Origin of the sequence: Chitinophaga oryzae (assembly GCF_012516375.2) — a bacterium.
Taxonomy (GTDB): domain Bacteria; phylum Bacteroidota; class Bacteroidia; order Chitinophagales; family Chitinophagaceae; genus Chitinophaga; species Chitinophaga oryzae.
The window spans coordinates 1,723,072-1,742,294 of sequence record NZ_CP051204.2; the positions used below are offsets into that span (position 1 = coordinate 1,723,072).

General features: G+C 48.1%; 18 protein-coding genes and 1 tRNA gene. 18 read left to right on the forward strand and 1 reads right to left on the reverse strand.

The annotated features are described in order from the left end of the window. Window positions 1-183: 183 nt before the first annotated feature. The 15 genes from HF324_RS07190 (at window position 184) to HF324_RS07255 (ending at window position 14,337) form a co-directional block, all read left to right on the forward strand. Window positions 184-978: a GNAT family N-acetyltransferase gene (locus tag HF324_RS07190; RefSeq protein WP_246269449.1), complete on the forward strand. Its 795-nt coding sequence runs from the start codon at window positions 184-186 to the stop codon at window positions 976-978. A 57-nt stretch (window positions 979-1,035) separates the two neighbouring features. Beyond that, window positions 1,036-2,226: an argininosuccinate synthase gene (gene argG / locus HF324_RS07195; RefSeq protein ID WP_168862192.1), complete on the forward strand. Its 1,191-nt coding sequence runs from the start codon at window positions 1,036-1,038 to the stop codon at window positions 2,224-2,226. A 15-nt stretch (window positions 2,227-2,241) separates the two neighbouring features. Continuing rightward, a complete protein-coding gene (gene argC / locus HF324_RS07200) occupies window positions 2,242-3,225 on the forward strand; it encodes an N-acetyl-gamma-glutamyl-phosphate reductase (RefSeq protein ID WP_078671910.1) in 984 nt (327 codons plus the stop codon). Window positions 3,226-3,258: 33 nt separating this feature from the next. Then, entirely contained in the window at window positions 3,259-4,383 is a 1,125-nt protein-coding gene (locus HF324_RS07205) for an aspartate aminotransferase family protein (RefSeq protein ID WP_168810883.1), read from the forward strand. A gap of 5 nt (window positions 4,384-4,388) precedes the next feature. After that, window positions 4,389-5,339 (forward strand): N-acetylornithine carbamoyltransferase, encoded by a 951-nt coding sequence (locus tag HF324_RS07210; protein ID WP_168810885.1) that lies wholly within the window; start codon window positions 4,389-4,391, stop codon window positions 5,337-5,339. Window positions 5,340-5,341: 2 nt separating this feature from the next. Beyond that, on the forward strand, window positions 5,342-6,130 hold the full coding sequence (argB, locus tag HF324_RS07215; RefSeq protein ID WP_168862193.1) for an acetylglutamate kinase: 789 nt from the start codon (window positions 5,342-5,344) through the stop codon (window positions 6,128-6,130). Window positions 6,131-6,133: 3 nt separating this feature from the next. Then, window positions 6,134-7,198 carry a M20 family metallo-hydrolase gene (locus tag HF324_RS07220; RefSeq protein WP_168810889.1) on the forward strand — a complete coding sequence of 355 codons (1,065 nt, stop codon included), beginning with the start codon at window positions 6,134-6,136 and terminating at the stop codon, window positions 7,196-7,198. A gap of 71 nt (window positions 7,199-7,269) precedes the next feature. Then, window positions 7,270-8,604, forward strand: coding sequence for an argininosuccinate lyase (gene argH, locus HF324_RS07225; RefSeq protein ID WP_168862194.1), 1,335 nt, complete (start codon window positions 7,270-7,272; stop codon window positions 8,602-8,604). 82 nt (window positions 8,605-8,686) lie between these two features. Next, window positions 8,687-9,193, forward strand: a complete 507-nt coding sequence (locus HF324_RS07230; RefSeq protein ID WP_168862195.1) for a hypothetical protein — start codon at window positions 8,687-8,689, stop codon at window positions 9,191-9,193. Window positions 9,194-9,361: 168 nt separating this feature from the next. Beyond that, a complete protein-coding gene (locus HF324_RS07235; protein WP_168862196.1) occupies window positions 9,362-10,582 on the forward strand; it encodes a hypothetical protein in 1,221 nt (406 codons plus the stop codon). Between the two features lie 31 nt (window positions 10,583-10,613). After that, complete coding sequence (tnpA, locus tag HF324_RS33360; RefSeq protein WP_168804560.1) at window positions 10,614-10,880, forward strand: IS66 family insertion sequence element accessory protein TnpA; 267 nt, start codon at window positions 10,614-10,616, stop codon at window positions 10,878-10,880. A gap of 23 nt (window positions 10,881-10,903) precedes the next feature. Then, window positions 10,904-11,770, forward strand: coding sequence for an IS3 family transposase (locus HF324_RS07240; RefSeq protein WP_220100703.1), 867 nt, complete (start codon window positions 10,904-10,906; stop codon window positions 11,768-11,770). A 45-nt stretch (window positions 11,771-11,815) separates the two neighbouring features. Further along, window positions 11,816-12,715 (forward strand): RHS repeat-associated core domain-containing protein, encoded by a 900-nt coding sequence (locus HF324_RS07245; RefSeq protein ID WP_168862197.1) that lies wholly within the window; start codon window positions 11,816-11,818, stop codon window positions 12,713-12,715. Window positions 12,716-12,731: 16 nt separating this feature from the next. Further along, window positions 12,732-13,145, forward strand: a complete 414-nt coding sequence (locus HF324_RS07250; protein WP_168810910.1) for a hypothetical protein — start codon at window positions 12,732-12,734, stop codon at window positions 13,143-13,145. A gap of 89 nt (window positions 13,146-13,234) precedes the next feature. After that, window positions 13,235-14,337 (forward strand): IS3 family transposase gene (locus HF324_RS07255; RefSeq protein ID WP_168802981.1). Its coding sequence is split into 2 segments (ribosomal slippage): window positions 13,235-13,498 and window positions 13,501-14,337, totalling 1,101 coding nucleotides; the frame shifts between segments, so codons are not numbered across the junction. A gap of 582 nt (window positions 14,338-14,919) precedes the next feature. On the opposite strand, the gene HF324_RS07260 is transcribed toward HF324_RS07255, so the two are convergent. Further along, entirely contained in the window at window positions 14,920-17,295 is a 2,376-nt protein-coding gene (locus tag HF324_RS07260; RefSeq protein ID WP_168862198.1) for a TonB-dependent receptor, read from the reverse strand. A gap of 340 nt (window positions 17,296-17,635) precedes the next feature. On the opposite strand from HF324_RS07260, the gene HF324_RS07265 reads away from it, so the two are divergent. The 3 genes from HF324_RS07265 to era all read left to right on the forward strand — a co-directional run bounded on the left by HF324_RS07265 (window position 17,636) and on the right by era (window position 19,211). Next, window positions 17,636-18,043: a single-stranded DNA-binding protein gene (locus HF324_RS07265; protein WP_168862199.1), complete on the forward strand. Its 408-nt coding sequence runs from the start codon at window positions 17,636-17,638 to the stop codon at window positions 18,041-18,043. A gap of 109 nt (window positions 18,044-18,152) precedes the next feature. After that, window positions 18,153-18,224 (forward strand) — tRNA-Met (locus tag HF324_RS07270). Between the two features lie 117 nt (window positions 18,225-18,341). Then, on the forward strand, window positions 18,342-19,211 hold the full coding sequence (gene era / locus HF324_RS07275) for a GTPase Era (protein ID WP_168810916.1): 870 nt from the start codon (window positions 18,342-18,344) through the stop codon (window positions 19,209-19,211). Window positions 19,212-19,223 lie beyond the last annotated feature (12 nt).

Consider the following 19,223-nt stretch of genomic DNA (forward strand, 5'->3'; position numbering starts at 1 on the left):
CGCTTTAAATAAAGGGGTATATTCTGTTGGGTTCAATGTCTTTAGATTCCTTTCCCGACGACCCAGGATTTGATAGCGCTTGTCATACAACCGCTATCGCACCGGATATCCCCATGTCCGGTGAATGTTCCGTAATGGAAGACTTCAATGTAGTTTATTGATTCACGATTTCAATTTTAAAAGTTGGAAAATCAGCATATCATCGTTAGGGTAGCCACACCTGACGATATACACTATTCAAAAACCATCACTGATGAGATGGAGGCGTCTGCTAAAGCGCGTGGGACTGGAATTGCCAAACGTTCACCGGCCTATGTGGAGCTTAAAATGCAGGAGGGCAAAGCTGTTATTGCAGTAACCGACAAAGGGGACTGGGTAGGCTTTTGTTATATAGAAGCATGGGGGCATGGCAAATTTGTGGCCAACTCAGGGCTGATCGTGAATCCTGCCTTCCGTGGGCATGGCGTGGCCAAGTCCATCAAAAAGAAAATCTTTGAACTGTCGAGAGAAACCTACCCCGAGTCCAAGATATTTGGTCTGACTACCGGGCTGGCAGTGATGAAGATCAACTCAGAACTGGGTTATGAGCCCGTTACCTACTCCGAGCTGACAGACGACGAAGAGTTCTGGAAAGGCTGCCGCAGCTGTGTGAACTTCGATATCCTCACCAGCAAAGAGCGGAAGAACTGCCTGTGCACTGCTATGCTGTACGATCCCGCTGAGAAGCTGAAAGAGGCGGAAGAGCGTGCCATGGCCGACGCCAAAGCCAAACAGGAAGCGGCCGCCACTGCCCTGCAGCCTGTCAACCAGCTGTCTGTGACCGCTGCCGGCCAGATCCACCACGAGAAAAGGCGCCGGAGATTTAAAGGAAACATAAAGCTGTACGAGCGCTGGTTAAGATTTAAAAGATTTGTTTTGCTCAACAGCAAAAAAGAAGGCGGCGCTACCGGCACCAGGAAAAAATTCTTCCTGTTCTGAAGCCTGCCACCCACTGTCTGACAATATAGTTTTCAATATATAAATGATGTCGTAAAAATGAAAAAAGTAGTACTGGGATTTAGCGGAGGACTTGATACTTCGTATTGCGTTAAATATCTGACTGAAGAAAAAGGATATGAGGTGCATTCCGTAATCGTTAACACCGGCGGTTTTTCCGAAGAAGAACTGGTGGAAATTGAGAAACGCGCTTATAACCTGGGCGTTAAAAGTCACAAGACTGTTGACGCGGTCCGTTCCTACTACGACGGCGTTATTAAATACCTGATTTTTGGTAACGTACTGAAAAACAATACCTACCCGCTGAGCGTGAGTGCAGAACGTATGAGCCAGGCGCTGGCCATCGCCGAATATGTGAAAGAAGTGGGCGCTGACGCGGTAGCGCACGGCAGCACCGGCGCGGGTAACGACCAGGTGCGGTTTGACATGGTGTTTCATATCATGATCCCAGGTGTGGAGATCATCACCCCGATCCGTGACATGAAACTGAGCCGTGAAGCTGAAATTGACTATCTGCGTTCCAAAGGAGTGAACATGAACTTCGAGAAAGCCATGTACTCCATCAATAAAGGCATGTGGGGCACTTCCGTAGGCGGTAAGGAAACACTGACCTCCAACGGTATGCTGCCGGAAGAAGCCTGGCCTACCCAGCTGACCAAAGAAGGAGAAGAACAGGTGAAACTGACTTTTGAGCAGGGCGAACTGGTTGGCGTGAACGACCTGAAATTCGCTCACCCGTCTGAAGCGATCCAATACCTGCAAACCATAGCAGGGCCGTTCGCTATCGGCCGTGATATTCATGTAGGTGATACCATCATCGGTATCAAAGGCCGCGTAGGCTTTGAAGCCGCCGCTCCCATGGTGATCCTCAAAGCGCACCACGCACTGGAGAAACATGTGCTCACCAAATGGCAGCTGACCTGGAAAGACCAGCTGGCGCAGTTCTACGGCAACTGGATGCACGAAGGGCAGATCATGGACCCTGTGATGCGCGACATCGAGGCGTTCCTGCAACACACACAGGAAAATGTTTCCGGTGAAGTGTTCGTTACCCTGATGCCTTACCGCTTCCAGGTGACCGGTATCCAGTCACCCTACGACCTGATGAGCAGCAAATTCGGCAAGTACGGCGAAATGAACAGCGGCTGGTCCGGCGAAGATGTAAGAGGCTTCAGCAAAATTTTCGGTAACCAGACCATGATCTGGCATCAGGTAAAAAACTCTATCTAAATCAGCATCGCAACCATGGCAAATGATAAAAGGATAAAGGCAGGCATTGTTGGTGGGGCAGGCTATACCGGCGGAGAAATGATCCGGTTATTGCTGAACCATCCGGACGTATCCATTTCGTTTGTGCATAGCCGTAGTAATGCGGGCAATCCGTTGTACGCAGTACATGCCGACTTGCTGGGCGAGACAGAAAGGTCTTTCACCGCCGAGCTGAGCAACGATATAGACGTAATGTTCCTCTGCCTCGGGCACGGGGAATCCAAAAAATTCCTGGAAGCAACAGACGTTGCTCCGCATGTGAAAATAATAGACCTCAGTCAGGATTTTCGTTTAGGCGAAAGCGTTAAAGGACGGGAATTTGTGTACGGGCTGCCGGAACTGCAGCGGGAAGAAATCAAAAAGGCGAATAATATCGCCAATCCCGGTTGTTTTGCCACGGCCATACAGCTGGGCATCCTGCCGCTGGCCAAAGCCGGTCTGCTGAAAGAAGTACATACCACCGGCATCACCGGTTCCACCGGCGCCGGCCAGAGCCTGCAGGCCACTTCCCACTTTACCTGGAGGGCTAACAATATCTCCACTTATAAAGTGCTGAACCATCAGCACCTGAAAGAAATACGACGAAGCCTGGTACAGTTGCAACCCGGCTTCGCGGAAACGGTCAACTTTGTACCGGTGCGCGGTGATTTCCCCAGAGGCATCTGGGTCACCTCTTACCTGCAGAGCGACCTGACGCTGGAAGCAGCGGTGCAGTTGTACAAAGACTACTATGCCGGTCATCCTTTTACGCATGTCAGCGAAAAGCAGATCGACCTGAAGCAGGTAGTGAATACCAACAAGGTATTGCTGCAACTCGAGAAAGTGGGCGACAAACTGGTGATCCACTCCATCGAAGATAACCTGGTGAAAGGTGCTTCCGGTCAGGCTGTACAGAACATGAACCTTATGTGCGGACTGGATGAAACGGCCGGACTCAGACTGAAGTCCATCGTGTTCTAACCGTTTTTATCATTTTCAATTTTTTCCGACATCATGAAACTTTTCGACGTTTATCCTGTAAACGATATCATTATAGACAAAGCCGCCGGTTCCAACGTATGGGACGATAAAGGCACCGAATACCTGGACCTGTACGGCGGTCATGCTGTTATCTCCATCGGTCATACCCACCCGCACTATGTAAAAAGGCTGACCGACCAGCTGCATAAGGTAGGCTTCTATTCCAACTCCGTGAAGATGCCGCTGCAGGAAGAGCTGGCTGCCTTGCTGGGCAAAGTGTCCGGCAAAGCCGACTATCAGCTGTTCCTGTGCAACTCCGGCGCCGAAGCCAACGAGAACGCGCTGAAACTGGCGTCTTTCTATAACGGTAAAAAGAAAGTGATCGCTTTCCGCAAAGCATTCCACGGACGGACTTCCCTCGCCGTGGCAGCCACCGACAACCCGAAGATCGTAGCGCCGGTGAACGAGACCGACAATGTAGTGTTCCTGCCATGGGAAGACGAAGCTGCACTGGAAGCCGCTTTTAAACAACATGAAGTATCTTCTGTTATCATTGAAGGTATCCAGGGCGTAGGCGGCATCAACGTAGCCAGCGAGTCTTTCCTGCGGAAGATCCGGAGCCTGTGCGATGCGCACAACGCCGTTTTTATCGCTGACTCCGTACAATGCGGTTATGGCAGAAGCGGTAAATTCTTCTCCCACGATTTTGCCGGTGTGGATGCTGATATCTATTCCATGGCAAAAGGCATGGGTAACGGTTTCCCGATAGGCGGCATTATCGTCTCCCCGAAATTCAAAGCAGTACATGGTATGCTGGGCACCACTTTTGGAGGTAACCACCTGGCCTGTGCAGCAGCCCTCGCGGTACTGGAAACGATCGAAAGCGAAAAGCTGATCGACAACGCCGCCAGCGTAGGCGCTTACCTGATGGAAGAGCTGCGGAAGTTCTCCCAGGTAAAAGAAGTAAGGGGCCGCGGTCTGATGATCGGTATCGAGATGCCGGAAGAACTGGCCCATGTAAGAAAGAACCTGCTGGGCGTTCATAAGATCTTTACCGGAGAAGCCAAGCCGAACGTGATTCGGTTGCTGCCTTCCCTGGCATTGACCAAAGCCCATGCAGATCAGTTTTTGGAAGCGTTTAGAAAAGAAGTCAAATAGCAATAATGAAGCAATTTATTTCAACAGCAGATGTGCCCAGTGTCCCGCGGTTGGTGGACATTGCCATGAACTACAAGAAAGATCCTTTCATCGATAAGGAATTGGGAAAAAACAAAACGTTGGGAATGATCTTCCTGAATCCCAGTTTGCGAACACGCTTAAGTACACAGGTAGCTGCTAAAAACCTGGGTATGGAAGCGGTGGTGTTCAACATCGATAAAGAAGGATGGGCGCTGGAGATGAATGACGGGGTAGTGATGAATGGTAATACCACCGAACACGTAAAAGAAGCTGCCGCCGTAATGGGACAGTACTTCGATATACTGGCTATCCGCACCTTCCCGGGGTTGAAAGATAAACAAGAAGACTATACGGAGAAATATATCAACCAGTTCATTAAATACGCAGGCGTACCGGTGGTGAGCCTGGAAAGCGCTACCCTGCATCCTTTGCAGAGCCTGACCGATGTGATCACCATCAAGGAAAACTGGCAGCAGCCCCGCAAGCCGAAAGTGGTGATGACCTGGGCACCGCACGTAAAAGCGCTGCCGCAGGCCGTTCCCAACTCTTTCGCCCAGTGGATGAACGCATGGGGCGAAGTGGATTTTGTGATCGCTCATCCCGAAGGGTATGAGCTGGACGAAAAATTCTCCGGCAACGCCCGTATCGAATACAACCAGGACAAAGCCCTGGAAGGCGCTGACTTCGTGTATGTGAAAAACTGGTCTTCCTACAGGGACTATGGTAAGATCACCTGCACTGACCCCAGCTGGATGGTGACCAACGATAAACTCAAACACACCAATACCGCCAAAGTAATGCACTGTCTGCCGGTGAGAAGAAATGTGGTGATTGCGGACGAAGTGCTGGACGGGCCTCAGTCCATCGTGATCCCTGAAGCGGGCAACCGTGTATGGGCTGCCCAGGCGGTATTAAGCGAAATATTGAAAGGATAATCATGATTGACCTGTTTATTATCAAGGTAGGCGGAAACGTTATTGATAACCCGGTATTGCTGCAGGCTTTCCTGGAGAAGTTTGCCACCATCCCCGGTAAAAAGATACTGATACACGGTGGCGGTAAAATCGCCACCCGTATCGGCGATCAGCTGGGCATCGAGTCTAAATATGTAGATGGCCGTCGTATTACCGACGCCGCTACGATCGACGTGGTGACCATGGTATATGGCGGGCTGGTGAACAAGCAGCTGGTAGCTAAACTGCAGGCTGCGCAATGCAACGCCATCGGGCTTACCGGCGCAGACGCCAACATCATCCCGGCCACCAAAAGGCCGGTGAAAGAAATCGACTACGGTTTTGTAGGCGATGTAAAGCCGGAGATGGTGCAGACAACCGCGTTGAAAGCTTTGCTGGAAGCAGGACTCACGCCGGTATTTGCCCCGCTTACCCACGATGGTAACGGCCAGATGCTGAACACCAATGCAGACACCATCGCCGCTTCGCTGGCTATAGCATTGTCTGCCAGCTACCAGGTGAGGCTGATCTACTGTTTCGAGAAAAAAGGCGTGCTGCATGATCCTAATGATGACAATGCCGTCATCAACCTGATCAACAAAGATATCTACCAGCAGCTGCTGGCAGACAAGGTGCTGTCGGCCGGTATCCTGCCTAAACTGGAAAACGCCTTCTCCGCCATCAACAACGGCGTGAAGGAAGTGCTGATAGGACACGCCGACGATGTGCTGAGCAATACCACCGATACGGTAGCAGGCACTTTAATATGCTAGTTTATGTGGAACGAAAAATTATATGACGTGGCTGTGGCGCTGTTAAAACAGCTCATAGCCACGCCTTCTTTAAGCCGGGAGGAAGACGGTACCGCCCAGGTGATCAGCGACTTCCTGACCGCCATGGACATACCGCACGAACGGCATTTGAACAACGTGTGGGCGGTGAACAAACATTTTGATCCCGCCAAACGTAATATCCTGTTGAATTCCCATCATGATACCGTGAAGCCTAATCCGCAATACACCCGCGACCCTTTTAGTCCGGATGTGGAAGACGGCAAGCTGTTCGGGCTGGGCAGTAACGACGCTGGCGGTTGCCTCGTAAGCCTGATCGCCACTTTCCTGCATTTCTATCACCGCACCGACCTGGAGTACAACTTTGTGCTGGCGGCTACTGCAGAAGAAGAGATCAGCGGCGCCAACGGTATTGAGAGTATTCTCGATAAACTGCCGGCCATCGACTTCGCCGTTGTGGGCGAGCCTACGCTGACGCAGCTGGCCATCGCCGAAAAAGGGTTGATGGTGCTGGACTGCACGGCTTACGGCAAGGCGGGCCATGCCGCACGGGAAGAAGGTGAGAATGCCTTGTATAAAGCGCTGCCGGACATTACCTGGTTCCGCGATTTCCGTTTCCCTAAAGAGTCGGAAACCTTGGGGCCGGTAAAAATGAGCGTGACGGTTATCAACACCTCCAACAAGGCGCACAACGTAGTGCCGGCGGACTGCAGCTTCGTCGTGGACGTACGCGCTACCGACCAGTACACGCTGGAAGAGCTGCTGGAGATCATCCGTGCCAATGTACAATGCGAGGTGAAGCCCCGTTCCATGCGGATGCGGCCTTCTTTTATTCCAATGGAGCACCCGTTTGTACAAGCGGGCATCACGCTGGGCAAGACGTGGTACGGTTCACCCACCACATCCGACCAGGCGCTGATACCGGCGACCTCCGTGAAGATGGGGCCCGGCGATTCCGCCCGTTCACATACGGCAGATGAATTCATCTACCTGGAAGAGATCAAAGCAGGTATCGATAGTTATATCCGGATATTGGAGATGATCCAGTAATCCCGCGCACGCAAAGTTTTTAAGAGAGCAAAGAGCGCTAAGCAGTTGGCGTTTACTATAAAAAATTTTTTATGAAACTGTGGCAAAAAGATAAGGCATCGCTGGATGCCGTAGAGAAATTCACGGTGGGCAAAGACCGCGAAATGGATGCCTTCCTGGCGCCGTTCGATGTGCTGGGCTCTATGGCGCACATCACTATGCTGCAAAGCATCGGGCTGCTGGAAGCCGGTGAGCTGACTATCCTGAAGCAGGAGCTGAAGAAGATCTACCAGGATATCCAGGATGGTAATTTTGTGCTGGAAGAAGGCGTGGAGGATATTCACTCACAGGTGGAGCTGCTGCTGACCCGTCGCCTGGGTGAAGTAGGTAAAAAGATACACAGCGGCCGTTCCCGCAACGACCAGGTGCTGGTAGACCTGAAGCTGTTCCTCCGTCACGAGTTGCAGATGATGGTGTCTTCCGTGAAAGCGCTGTTCGACCTGTTACAACAGAAAAGCGAAGCATACAAAGATCACCTGATCCCTGGGTATACGCACCTGCAGATCGCCATGCCTTCTTCTTTCGGATTGTGGTTTGGCGCTTATGCGGAGAGCCTCGTCGATGATCTCACCATGCTGCAGGGGGCTTATAAAGTGGTGAACAAAAATCCGCTCGGCTCCGCTGCCGGTTATGGTTCTTCGTTCCCCCTGGACCGTGAGATGACCACTCGTTTGCTTGGTTTCGACACGCTTAACTATAACGTGGTATATGCCCAGATGGGGCGCGGTAAAACTGAAAAGATCGTGTCTTTCGCGCTGGCCGGCATCGCTGCTACCATCGCCAAAATGGCCATGGACGCGTGCCTGTTCATGAACCAGAATTTCGGCTTTATCAGCTTCCCGGATGAACTGACCACCGGTTCCAGCATCATGCCGCACAAGAAGAACCCGGACGTATGGGAATTGATCCGCTCTCATGGCAATAAGTTGCAGGCGCTGCCCAACGAAATCGCCATGATGATCACCAACCTGCCTTCCGGTTACCACCGCGATCTGCAATTGCTGAAAGAGAACCTGTTCCCCGCTTTCCAGACGCTGCGCGACTGCATCGATATGAGTCGCCTTATGCTGGAGAATATCCGCATCAAAGAAAATATCCTCGATGATGACAAGTACCAGTACCTGTTCAGCGTGGAAGTGGTGAACAACCTGGTGCTGCAAGGCACGCCTTTCCGCGAGGCTTACAAGCAGGTAGGCATGGACATTGAGCATGGTACTTTCTCGCCGTCCAGGGAGGTGAAACACACCCATGCCGGCAGCATCGGTAACCTGTGCACCGCGCAGATAGCCGCGCAGATGGACGCGGTGATCAAAGGGTTTCCGTTTGAGGCGGTGGAGAAAGCGATAAGGGAATTGCTGGAGAAGTAAAGTTGTCTTGATGGGAAAATAGTGACCCTCTTCGTGATATGCGGAGAGGGTTTTTTATTTTCGGAGTGTGTTGGATTTTACCATGAATACCAAATTATCATTGAATATCGGCGGTTTGCTGGCTGCACTTTCAGCCTGGGTTATTTTTGCCGATTGTTGTAAGTCGCCTTGTGAGGCATTCCTGGAAAAGTATAGTAGGGAAGATTTTTCCTCATTCAGAAATAAGTACATATTGAATCGAGGCATAGATCACAGCGATCATTCGTCGATACTGTTTGTTTATGATGAAAGGGATGATGGTCCTTATCTGGTTAAGGTTAACCGTGTATCCGGAAAAATTGTGGGGACGAGCACGCATCTGATGAAGGACGCCAGTAATCCGGACAGTGTTTTTAAACAGCAATTAGCCATGAAGTTTATTCAGTACCATGTAGATGGTTTAGATGTGGACAGTACCGGTAATGTGTTTGTCTGGATAACACATGATCAGCCGGATTTGATAAGGGTGGCTGGGAAAATGGATATGCCAGTTTTTGATGAAAAGCACTATCGGGAGGCGAAAGATAACTGGTATGTCAATAAAGAATAATCAATAATCAATCTTTGAAAAGACGTTATAAATGCATACCTTAGATCTGTATTGTGTAACCCGAATCTGTGAAAAGACAAGACCAAAATTCAGCGATAACCCGTTTTCCAGACCTATGAGTTGTTCCCGGATATATCGTTTTTAAAAGTGATTTTTAGAAAGTAGTTTATGTTACCTATGAAGTGTTTGTTAAGAAAATGCCTGCTTGTACTGTTGTGTTTATATGTGGGTATAGATACAAAAGCGCAGAGTGATGTTTCCCAGATCAATTCTTATGCAACGCCGCCACCTCCGAATGCTGCGGCCCTGGCACGTTATGGAGAGATCCCGGTTAACCAGTATACAGGTATTCCTTCGATAGATATACCCTTGTTCACCGCAGGAAGCGGGCAACTAAAAATTCCTTTGTCGTTAAGTTATCATGCAGGTGGTATCCGGGTGGATGAAATAGCTTCCCGTACCGGTCTTGGCTGGACGTTGAATGCTGGCGGCTGTGTAACGAGGACTGTGCGTGGTATTGCAGATGAAAAGAGTCTCGGTTATAATAATATCCAGCAACAGGGAAAGCCATTGCCGGGTTATGGCGCAACCGAGGCTGGTGATGTTTATCTTAAAAGGATCGCCACTGGTTTGGAGGATGGAGAGGCTGATTTATATTTTTTCAATTTCAACGGCCGTGCGGGGAGATATGCCCATTTTGCCAATGGCTACCAGACCATACCCTATTCCAAATTGCAGATTAGCGATTTACCGGCTTTTTCGAAGAAGATCGTCGATGAAAACGGTTATGTCTATGAATTCACGGCAGAAGAGGTGGTGACAACTTCCTATACTTACAGTGAAGGTGAGCAGTCATGTCCGCAAGCCTGGTATATTACTAAAATGCTTTCACCTGATGGCCGGGACTCCATTGTTTTTAGCTATGAAAAACGGCTATACCAACTTCCAACGATGGAGGTATCAGAGACGAGGAAAATTTGTTATTCATTGGGCGGCGTACCTGACAGAACTGAGCATACTTCCTGCTATCAGTCTGTTCATGGCCAGTACCTGAATACTATCACCGGGAAGGATTTCCGCATCAGGTTCTATTACTCCGGCAGGGTGGATACAGATGATCGTAAAGTAGACTCTGTTGTCTATGTGGATAAATCCGAAAACAGGCTTCGTAAGTTTCAGTTCAACTATAATTATTATACCCGTGGTAACAAGCTGCGATTGGATTCCGTTATTGAGTACGATGGTAATGGTCGAAGCCATCCACCCTATAAACTTACCTACAATCGGGAAAATGAGTTACCGTTACTTAATTCTTCTTCACAGGATCATTGGGGATATTACAATGGTAAAGGAGGTTCTGAAAGCTTCCCATTAAAACGTAACGGTTAAAAATATCGAATAATCGTTAAATTTAATGGGTATGAAAAAATCAAAATTTACAGAAAGCCAGATTATTGGGATTCTAAATGGCCAGGAATCAGGCAAATCGGTAGCCGACATCTGTCGTGATCATGGAATAAGCCAGGCGACATTTTATCAGTGGAAGTCGAAATACTCCGGGCTTGAAGTCAATCAGTTAAAGAAACTGAAGGATCTGGAGTCGGAACTTGCCCAGTACAAAAAAATAGTAGCGGAACAAGCCTTTCAGATCACCGTAATGAAAGATGTCATAGAAAAAAAGCTCTAACGCCTGCAGATAAGCGTGAGTTGGTGGATTATGCCCGTGATAGCCATAAAATGAGTATCCGGCAGGCGTTAAGATTGTTTCAAATCCATCCTTCTGTTTACTATTATAAACCATTGCCAGACGGTGACGAAGATATTCGGGAGAAATTATCTGAATTGTCGCAATTGCATAATCGCTGGGGATTCTGGATGATGCACCATTATCTGCGTAATCTGAACCACAAATGGAATCACAAGCGGGTATACAGGGTCTATACAGAGATGGGACTCAATATGAGGCGTAAGCATAAAAAACGCCTACCAGCAAGAATAATGGAGCCATTGCTACAGCCTCTCAGACCTAATATAACCTGGTCCATGGATTTTATGCATGACACACTAAGCAATGGTGTTACTTTCAGATCATTTAATATCATCGATGACTATAACAGAGAGGCTCTAAACATCACTATTGATACCAGCTTAACCAGCAAGCGTATTATCAGGCAGCTGGACCAATTGATTGCCTGGCGTGGACAACCGTTAAAGATCAGAGTCGATAATGGGCCGGAGTTTGTTGCTGAAGCACTCTCTCAATGGGCTGAGATCCGATGTGTCGAACTCAAATTCATCCAGAAGGGTAAACCTTTCCAGAATGGTTATATGGAGCGCTTCAATAGAAGCTACCGCGAGGAAGTATTGGATGCATTTTGTTTTACCCGCCTGGGGGAAGCTCAAATACTTTCAAACGCCTGGATGTGGGTGTACAACAACCAAAGACCACACAAGGCACTGGGTTACAGATCGCCAATAGATTTTCTATGTCGGCATCAAAAAACCAACACATTTCCTACTCTTCAAAAAGATGAAGGATTTGAGTGGGAAACCTTAGTTGAAAACGTTACTGTCTGAGGGAAGCTTTCAGAAGAGACGCATTATTATCCTTTTGGGCTGACGATGGCGGGGATATCTTCTAATGCGCTGGCAGGAAGTAAGTATCAGGAGAATAGGCTGAAGTATAATGGAAAAGAGTTGCAGCGTAAGGAGTTTGGGGATGGAAGCGGGTTAGAGTGGTATGATTATGGAGCGAGGATGTATGATGCGCAGATAGGGAGATTTGGTAAGATTGACAGATATGCAAAGCTAGCGGAGGATTTTTCTCCTTATCATTATGCTAATAATAATCCTCTTTTGTACATTGATATTAATGGTGATTCTGTAGTACCTGTTAATCAGGTTAGCTGGCCTAATTTTGATACAAAGAATAATGAAATTGGTTTAAATCCGGTCACGATTACCCCTAATTCGGGATCAGATCAATCAAGTAGTGGTACAGCAAATACTATAGCTTCTTCTTCAAGTTGGTACACGTGGGGCGGCAGAGGAAATTATATATATGGAAATACCACTTCTGTATTGGAAACGCTACCTGGTACATTTAGAATTACTAATGGAGTTCAAAGAAAATTTAGTCCTAAATATTATAATAGTGGCTGGATAGGTGGAAGTAAAGCAGGTATTAAAACGTACAAGGTTGCTAGGTGGGCGAAAGTAGGAGGAGTGTTAAGTTTGGCGATAGGAACGGCTATGGATATTAAAGCCGTCGACAATTATTATAAGAAAGGTGCTGATGATCCTAATTCAACACATCCTGCAAAAGCGGGATTGAATTTAGGTATGGGCCTTTATGGGTTGTATTATAATCCTCTGGCAGCAGGTGTTTATTTTGGCGTGGATTCTTTTTATCCTGGTGGTTGGCCAGGTTATACGGATAATTATGAGCAGTTGCTGAATGCTAATCAGCAGATATTGGGAGATGGGTTTATAACAGCTCCGTTCGGAGCATTAAAGCAATAATGGTTAATTTGAGTTTATGATGTTAAAAAAAGGGTATAGTTATTTTTTTTATAAGATGTATAGATTTGCTGAAAATGCACCGTCTAGATGGTGGAGTGAGTGGAAGGCAATGTTATCTGTAGTTGTTCTAGAAATAATGTTTCTTATGACATTGGAAGGATACTTTTCAATTATATTCAAGCATGATATTATTCCTGGATACGATAATTTAGTAACAATTACACAAGCAGTTGTAATTACAATATTTAACTACTTTTTTTTTCTGCATAACGACAAATGGAAGTTATATATTAAAGAATTGGATAAACAATCTAAAAGACAGCAGCTTATAGGAGGTTTAGTTGTTTGGTCACTAGTATTTTTAATTTTTGCGAATTTGATTTTTATGTTTTATCTAATGAGTAAAATAGATTGGTCTTTGTATAGGTAAAGGTATTTGACCTTGTACCGAAAAATCGGGCAGTTTAAAATTAGAGAAAATGGGCAATTATTGATAACTTTAAAAAGGAGGTAATTGCCATGAAAAAATCCAAATTTACGGAGGCACAGATCGTTTTTGCGCTGAAGCAGGCAGAAACAGGGGTAGCGGTACAAGAGGTTTGTCGAAAGATGGGAGTGAGTGAAGCTACCTTCTACAACTGGAAAAAGAAGTACGGAGGGCTTGGCATCACCGAGCTTAAGAGATTGCGTCAGCTGGAGGAGGAAAACTTCAAGCTGAAACAGATTGTCGCAGATCTAAGCCTGGACAAGCAAATGTTACAGGATGTGCTAAAAAAAAGTGTTTAACGCGTATTCAGATAAAGAAACATGCGCAGTACCTGATATCCAGTTATAAGGTGGCTGTAAAGCGTGCGTGCTCGGTGGTGAAGTATGCCCGTTCGAAGTGGTATTACAAATCGAAACGGAAGAGTGATTTGCCGGTCAGACAGCGAATCAGGGAGATTGCCGCGACCCGGGTAAGATATGGTTATAACCGGATTCATATACTGTTGCGTAGAGAAGGCTGGAAAGACAATCGTAAGCGCGTACATCGTATCTACAAGGAAGAGGGGCTTAATCTCAGAAGTAAGCGTCCACGCAGAAGTAAAGCAGCAGCACATCGGTTGGAACGGCCTGGCTTAACTGGAATATACCAGTGCTGTTCGATGGATTTTGTGGCAGATCAGCTGTTTGACGGACGGAAATTCAGGACCTTAACTTTAGTGGATAATTTTAGTCGCGAATGCCTGACAATCGGGGTTGGGCAATCGATAAAAGGCATCGATGTGGTGAAAATTCTGGAAGATTTAAAACGTCAAAAAAATATCATTCCCCGGCGAATCCAGGTTGATAACGGGAGTGAATTTATCAGCAAAGATTTTGACAAATGGGCTTATGAAAATAACGTAACTTTGGATTTCTCCCGGCCCGGAAAGCCCACTGATAATGCTTTTATCGAATCGTTCAATGGTAGCTTCCGGGATGAGTGTCTGAATGTGAACTGGTTCTTATCCCTTGAGGATGCCCAGGAGAAAATCGAACATTGGCGCTGGGAGTATAACAATTTTCGCCCCCACAGTTCGCTTAATAACCTAACGCCGAACGAGGTCGTTGAAAGACATAAAAACGCCCAAAATCTCTAATTTACCGTGTCCAGAATTGGGTACAAGCTCAAAACGCCCAAAATCTCTAATTTACCGTGTCCAGAATTGGGTACAAGCTCAAAACGCCCAAAATCTCTAATTTACCGTGTCCAGGATTGGGTACAAGCTCACAATTGACCTTCTATTTTACATTTCATTTAAACTTCACCACTATTGGTCAAAAGATTCAAATACCGCCTACCGATCGGCTGCTGGTCATTTCGTGTTATCGGTATTGTTAACATTCAACTGTCTGTATAGTTTTGTCGCTTTATTGTTTTTCAACAGAAAGTGGTGGGATAATTACTATCTGGATGCTCATCTGGCCGTGAGCTTTTTGGCCCTTGTGTTTTTTGGATTTCATTTTACTGTGGCGAATAACAAAAAACTGATGAAGCGATTTGATCGGTGGTCACTTAAAAGAAAGAGGCAATATTCCGCGACAATCATAGTTTACCATTTATTGTTCCTTATCTCAGCGATTCTCCTACATAAGCATATCGAGACGCTGCCGTCTCATTAAAATCAAACAGGCCTTCTCATTTGAGAAGGCCTGTTTAATTTTAATGTTGTAACAGGAGCTTAAAACCCTACATTCACCCCTACAAAAAAGTTAAACCCTGCCATAGGGTAATAATAACTGTCATACACTACCCTGTTCTGCTTCAGGTCATAACTGCTGTAGGTACTTCCATTCGGCTCATACTTCGCGTCGAAAATATTGTTGAGCAGCAGTTGCACGCCCAGCTCACGGAATAACGGCTGCGGCACTACGTAGTTGAACCTCAGGTTGTTCACATAATATGGATCGAGGCTGCCGGCTTTACTGGAGGTGTTGTCCATATACTGGCGGCTGACGTATTTGCCGATCAGGTCTATGGTCAGGTTTTTCAGCGGACGGGCGGTCAACATGTAGCCGCCGACGAAAGCGGGGGAGAAGGAGATATCTGTTTTATTATAGGTTTGGGTATGGGTTACGTAGTTGCTGTCGTAAGAGATGGCGTTGTAGTCCAGCACTTTATTCTGGCTCAGTGCGGCGGATGCTGCTACGGAGAAGATATTGCCCAGTTTTACGTTGCCGCTTACTTCTACGCCCATACGGTAGCTTTTCGGGATGTTGGTGCGTACATAGGCGCCTACGTCGGTGAGCTGGCCGGTTTGCACCAGCTGGTTTTTGTAGTTCATATAATACAAGTTGGCCTGCAGAGACGCAATGTTGTTGCTCCAGGAGTAACCGGCTTCCACGTCGCGGAGCATTTCCGGTTTGGGTTCGGCTACGCCGTAGTTGGATTCGAAGTCTACGCGGTTAGGCTCTTTGTTCGCGATGGCGATGGAGGCGAATACGCGGCTGGCGGGACTGAGATAGTAAGTCACGCCGGCTTTGGGGTTGAAGAAATTGTACTTCACGTGCGGCATGTAGGTGGGGGCGGCTTCGAAGCCGTCCATGTTGTAGGCGATGTTGCGGTATTGCAGTTCGCCGAAGACACGCAGCGCTTCCGTGATTTTATATTCTCCTTTCCAATAGATGTTGAAGTCATTTTTGTCGGCAGGGTAGCGGTAGTATTCGTGGTCTTTATCGATGCCAGCTTTAGCCCAGATCACTTTACCGTAGTGGTCGCCGGTGTAGCGGTTCCAACCGCCGCCGAGGCTCCAGTTGAATTTTTCGCCGGTACGGTTGACGGAAAACACGCTACCATAGAAGTAGTTATCGAGCCATAGTTGCTGCACGAGGTCGGTGGTATCGATGACCGTGCCGTTGTGGTTGTATGGAGGCAGACCATAATCTTTGAGGGCCTTATTGGCTTTGTAGTTTTCGTAGTAGCCGCGGCCGCGGGTGAGGTGGAGGGCTACGTTGAAGTTCAGGCTGGAATTAATTTCCTGGTTGAGGAACAGCTGGTAATGGTCCTGCTGGTAGTTATCTGTTTCGTTATCGTAAGGGGTACCGGTTTTTTTGGTGCCGGCGGAGTTATAGGTGCGGTTGGTTTTAAGCATGGCTTCGGGCACGCCGTTCCAGGCCTGGTAGGTTTTTTCTTTACCGGAAAAAACATTGAGGCGGATGGCCGTTTTGCGCGATATGTAAGCGGCGGAAGTATAGAAGGAGCGCAGGTCGGAGGTGGCGCGGTCTATGTAGCCGTCGGAGCTGATTTTGGACAGGCGTGCGTCGATGGTGAAGTGGTCGTTGATGAGACCGGAACCGGCTTTGACGGTATTTTTCCAGCTGTTGAACGAGCCGTAGCTGCTGCTGATTTCGCCATAGGCTTTCTCGCGGTATTCGTTGGTGCTGAGGTTGAGTGTGGCGCCGAAAGCGGCGGCGCCGTTGGTGGAGGTACCCACACCGCGTTGCAGTTCGATGCTGCTGACGGAGGAGGCGAAGTCGGGCATGTTCACGAAGAAGGTGCCTTGTGATTCCGCGTCGTTGATGGGGATACCGTTGACGGTGACGTTGATGCGGGTGATATCGGAGCCACGCACGCGCATGCCGGTGTAACCGATGCCGGTGCCGGCGTCGGAGTTAGTGACTACGCCGGGCTGCTGGTCCAGCAGCTGGGGCAGGTCCTGACCGAGATTGCCTTTTTTGATGTCGGCGGCGGTGAGCGTGCTGTTGACGAACGGCGCGTTTTTACCGGCGCGGAGACTGCTGATCTCTACCGGTTTTACAAGCAGACCGGTCTCTTCGAGGGTGATGTCCGCCATCTGTGCGCCGTTGCCGGCCTGGAGGGTAACAGCGTGTGATTTGTACCCGATATAGCTGGCCTGCAGCGTATAATGTCCTTTTTTAGGGAGATGGATAGCGTAGTGCCCCTGCCTGTCTGTTAAGGCGCCGGTTTGATTCACAGAGATGGTAACGCCTTCCAGTGGCTTACCGTTGGTTTTACTGGTAACGGTACCAGTAACAAGGGATTGTGCATGTAAAGTGCCTGCCATGGACAGCAGCACCAGCAACATCAGCTGTTTCATTTTTAGTATGTCTGTTTTCTTTTTTTAAATTCCTAACCAGCATTACCTGGTCCAGGTTCTGTGGGTGTGATCTCAGCCTGAAAAGTAAGGCACCCCATATATGGCAGGGGAATAAGTAAGTCCCTGCGAAGGCACAAAGGTAGCATAAAAAAACATCTTTCGCCTTTTTGCTTTCTTAGCGGACCTGACGTTAAACAATAAACAAAAGGCCGTTTGCCGCTTTGCTCTCTTATAATTCTCTGCGTGATAATTCTTTGCGTGAAACAAAAAATTCCTTAATTTCCTTTTACGCTTCTCTCAATCATCTTGTATTCATTTTTAACCATTAAATCTTTATGAGATGATTAAACTACAGTTTATCGGCTACCTGGGCCGGGATGTTGTCAGAAAAGAAGTGAACGGCAATGTGGTGCTTAATTTTCCGGTGGCCGTTAACGAGCGTTTCCGTAACCGCGAAGGGGTGCTGGAAGAACGCACCACCTGGGTGGACTGCTCTTTATGGAACCGGGAGGTGATGGCGGCCCATTTGCATCAGGGTACACTGGTATATGTGGAAGGCGGCCCCAGGGTGGAAGGGTATATTACCCGGACGGACCAGCCCGCCGCGGCCGTCAGGCTCCGGGTGTACCACATGCAGCTGCTCAGCCGTAAGGACGAGGAAAGACGCCGCCCTGCCCCTGTAGAAGTCCCGGCTGTCCCGGAACAGGAACTGGTGGAAGAACAACCCGCCGATGATCTGCCCTTCTAAAATGTACATGCATTCCAATATGAAAGCCAACCAGTTATGGTTGGCTTTTTAAATTTCTTTTAAAAAAGTTTTGGTGCAAATGAAATTAATACTATCTTTGCACCCTCATTGCGAGGTAGAGCAGAGGTAGCTCGTCGGGCTCATAACCCGAAGGTCAGTGGTTCGAATCCGCTCCTCGCTACAAAAGAGCGCATCAGCGCTGGTAAAGAGACCAGAAAGAGCCGAAGAAATTCGGCTTTTTTTATTTCCGTAAGTTTGAGTAGAGAAAAAGCAGCACAGCCTTTATTATTAGATCGTCATGCACAAAGCAGGTTTTGTAAACATATTCGGTAAGCCCAACGCGGGGAAAAGCACCTTGCTCAACGCCATCATCGGCGAAAAGCTGGCTATTATATCCCCCAAAGTGCAAACCACCAGGCACCGCATTACCGGTGTCATCACCGAGCCAGGTTACCAGATCGTATTCTCGGACACTCCGGGTATCATCGATCCGAAATACAAACTGCACGAGAAAATGATGGGTGCGGTGAAATCCGCACTGGAAGACGCAGACGTGGCCCTGCTCATCATGGACGCGAAAGACTCGCTGGAAGAGAACCTCGAACTGTTCGACTCCCTGCGGCTCAAAGTACCGGCCATCCTCATCCTCAACAAAATGGACAACCTCTCCAAAGCAGACATGGACACGCTGCTGGAGAAAGCCAGGGCCTGGGGCAAAGCCAAAGTAGTAGTGCCAATCTCCGCCCGTCAGCAGAAAAACATCAAAGAGCTGATGCAGGAGATCGTAGCGCTGCTCCCCGAAGGCAACGCCTTCTATCCGGACGATACCCTCACGGACAAGTCTACACGCTTCCTCGTGGCGGAAATGATCCGGGAGAAAATCTTCCAGCTGTTTGAAGAAGAGATCCCCTATCATACCACCGTGATCGTGACCCAGTTCCAGGAAAAGGAAACACTGACCAAGATAACGGCGGAGATCATCGTTACCCGTGATACACAGAAAGGCATCATTCTCGGAGAGAAAGGCAAGTCCATCCGTGAGCTGGGCACACTGGCCAGACAGGACATCGAGAAATTCATTGAACGCAAAGTGTTCCTCGAACTGTTTGTGAAAGTACGCGGCAAATGGAGGGACAATGACCTGTACCTGAAAGAATACGGGTACTAAACCAATTACGAA

What these genes read in the sequence shown, in the direction of transcription:
- argG (WP_168862192.1), top strand. Translation starts at nt 1,036, where the DNA reads ATGAAAAAAGTAGTACTGGGATTTAGCGGAGGACTTGATACTTCGTAT.
- argC (WP_078671910.1), top strand. Translation starts at nt 2,242, where the DNA reads ATGGCAAATGATAAAAGGATAAAGGCAGGCATTGTTGGTGGGGCAGGC.
- HF324_RS07205 (WP_168810883.1), top strand. Translation starts at nt 3,259, where the DNA reads ATGAAACTTTTCGACGTTTATCCTGTAAACGATATCATTATAGACAAA.
- HF324_RS07210 (WP_168810885.1), top strand. Translation starts at nt 4,389, where the DNA reads ATGAAGCAATTTATTTCAACAGCAGATGTGCCCAGTGTCCCGCGGTTG.
- argB (WP_168862193.1), top strand. Translation starts at nt 5,342, where the DNA reads ATGATTGACCTGTTTATTATCAAGGTAGGCGGAAACGTTATTGATAAC.
- HF324_RS07220 (WP_168810889.1), top strand. Translation starts at nt 6,134, where the DNA reads ATGTGGAACGAAAAATTATATGACGTGGCTGTGGCGCTGTTAAAACAG.
- argH (WP_168862194.1), top strand. Translation starts at nt 7,270, where the DNA reads ATGAAACTGTGGCAAAAAGATAAGGCATCGCTGGATGCCGTAGAGAAA.
- HF324_RS07230 (WP_168862195.1), top strand. Translation starts at nt 8,687, where the DNA reads ATGAATACCAAATTATCATTGAATATCGGCGGTTTGCTGGCTGCACTT.
- HF324_RS07235 (WP_168862196.1), top strand. Translation starts at nt 9,362, where the DNA reads ATGTTACCTATGAAGTGTTTGTTAAGAAAATGCCTGCTTGTACTGTTG.
- tnpA (WP_168804560.1), top strand. Translation starts at nt 10,614, where the DNA reads ATGAAAAAATCAAAATTTACAGAAAGCCAGATTATTGGGATTCTAAAT.
- HF324_RS07245 (WP_168862197.1), top strand. Translation starts at nt 11,816, where the DNA reads ATGGCGGGGATATCTTCTAATGCGCTGGCAGGAAGTAAGTATCAGGAG.
- HF324_RS07250 (WP_168810910.1), top strand. Translation starts at nt 12,732, where the DNA reads ATGATGTTAAAAAAAGGGTATAGTTATTTTTTTTATAAGATGTATAGA.
- HF324_RS07260 (WP_168862198.1), bottom strand. Translation starts at nt 17,295, where the DNA reads ATGAAACAGCTGATGTTGCTGGTGCTGCTGTCCATGGCAGGCACTTTA.
- HF324_RS07265 (WP_168862199.1), top strand. Translation starts at nt 17,636, where the DNA reads ATGATTAAACTACAGTTTATCGGCTACCTGGGCCGGGATGTTGTCAGA.
- era (WP_168810916.1), top strand. Translation starts at nt 18,342, where the DNA reads ATGCACAAAGCAGGTTTTGTAAACATATTCGGTAAGCCCAACGCGGGG.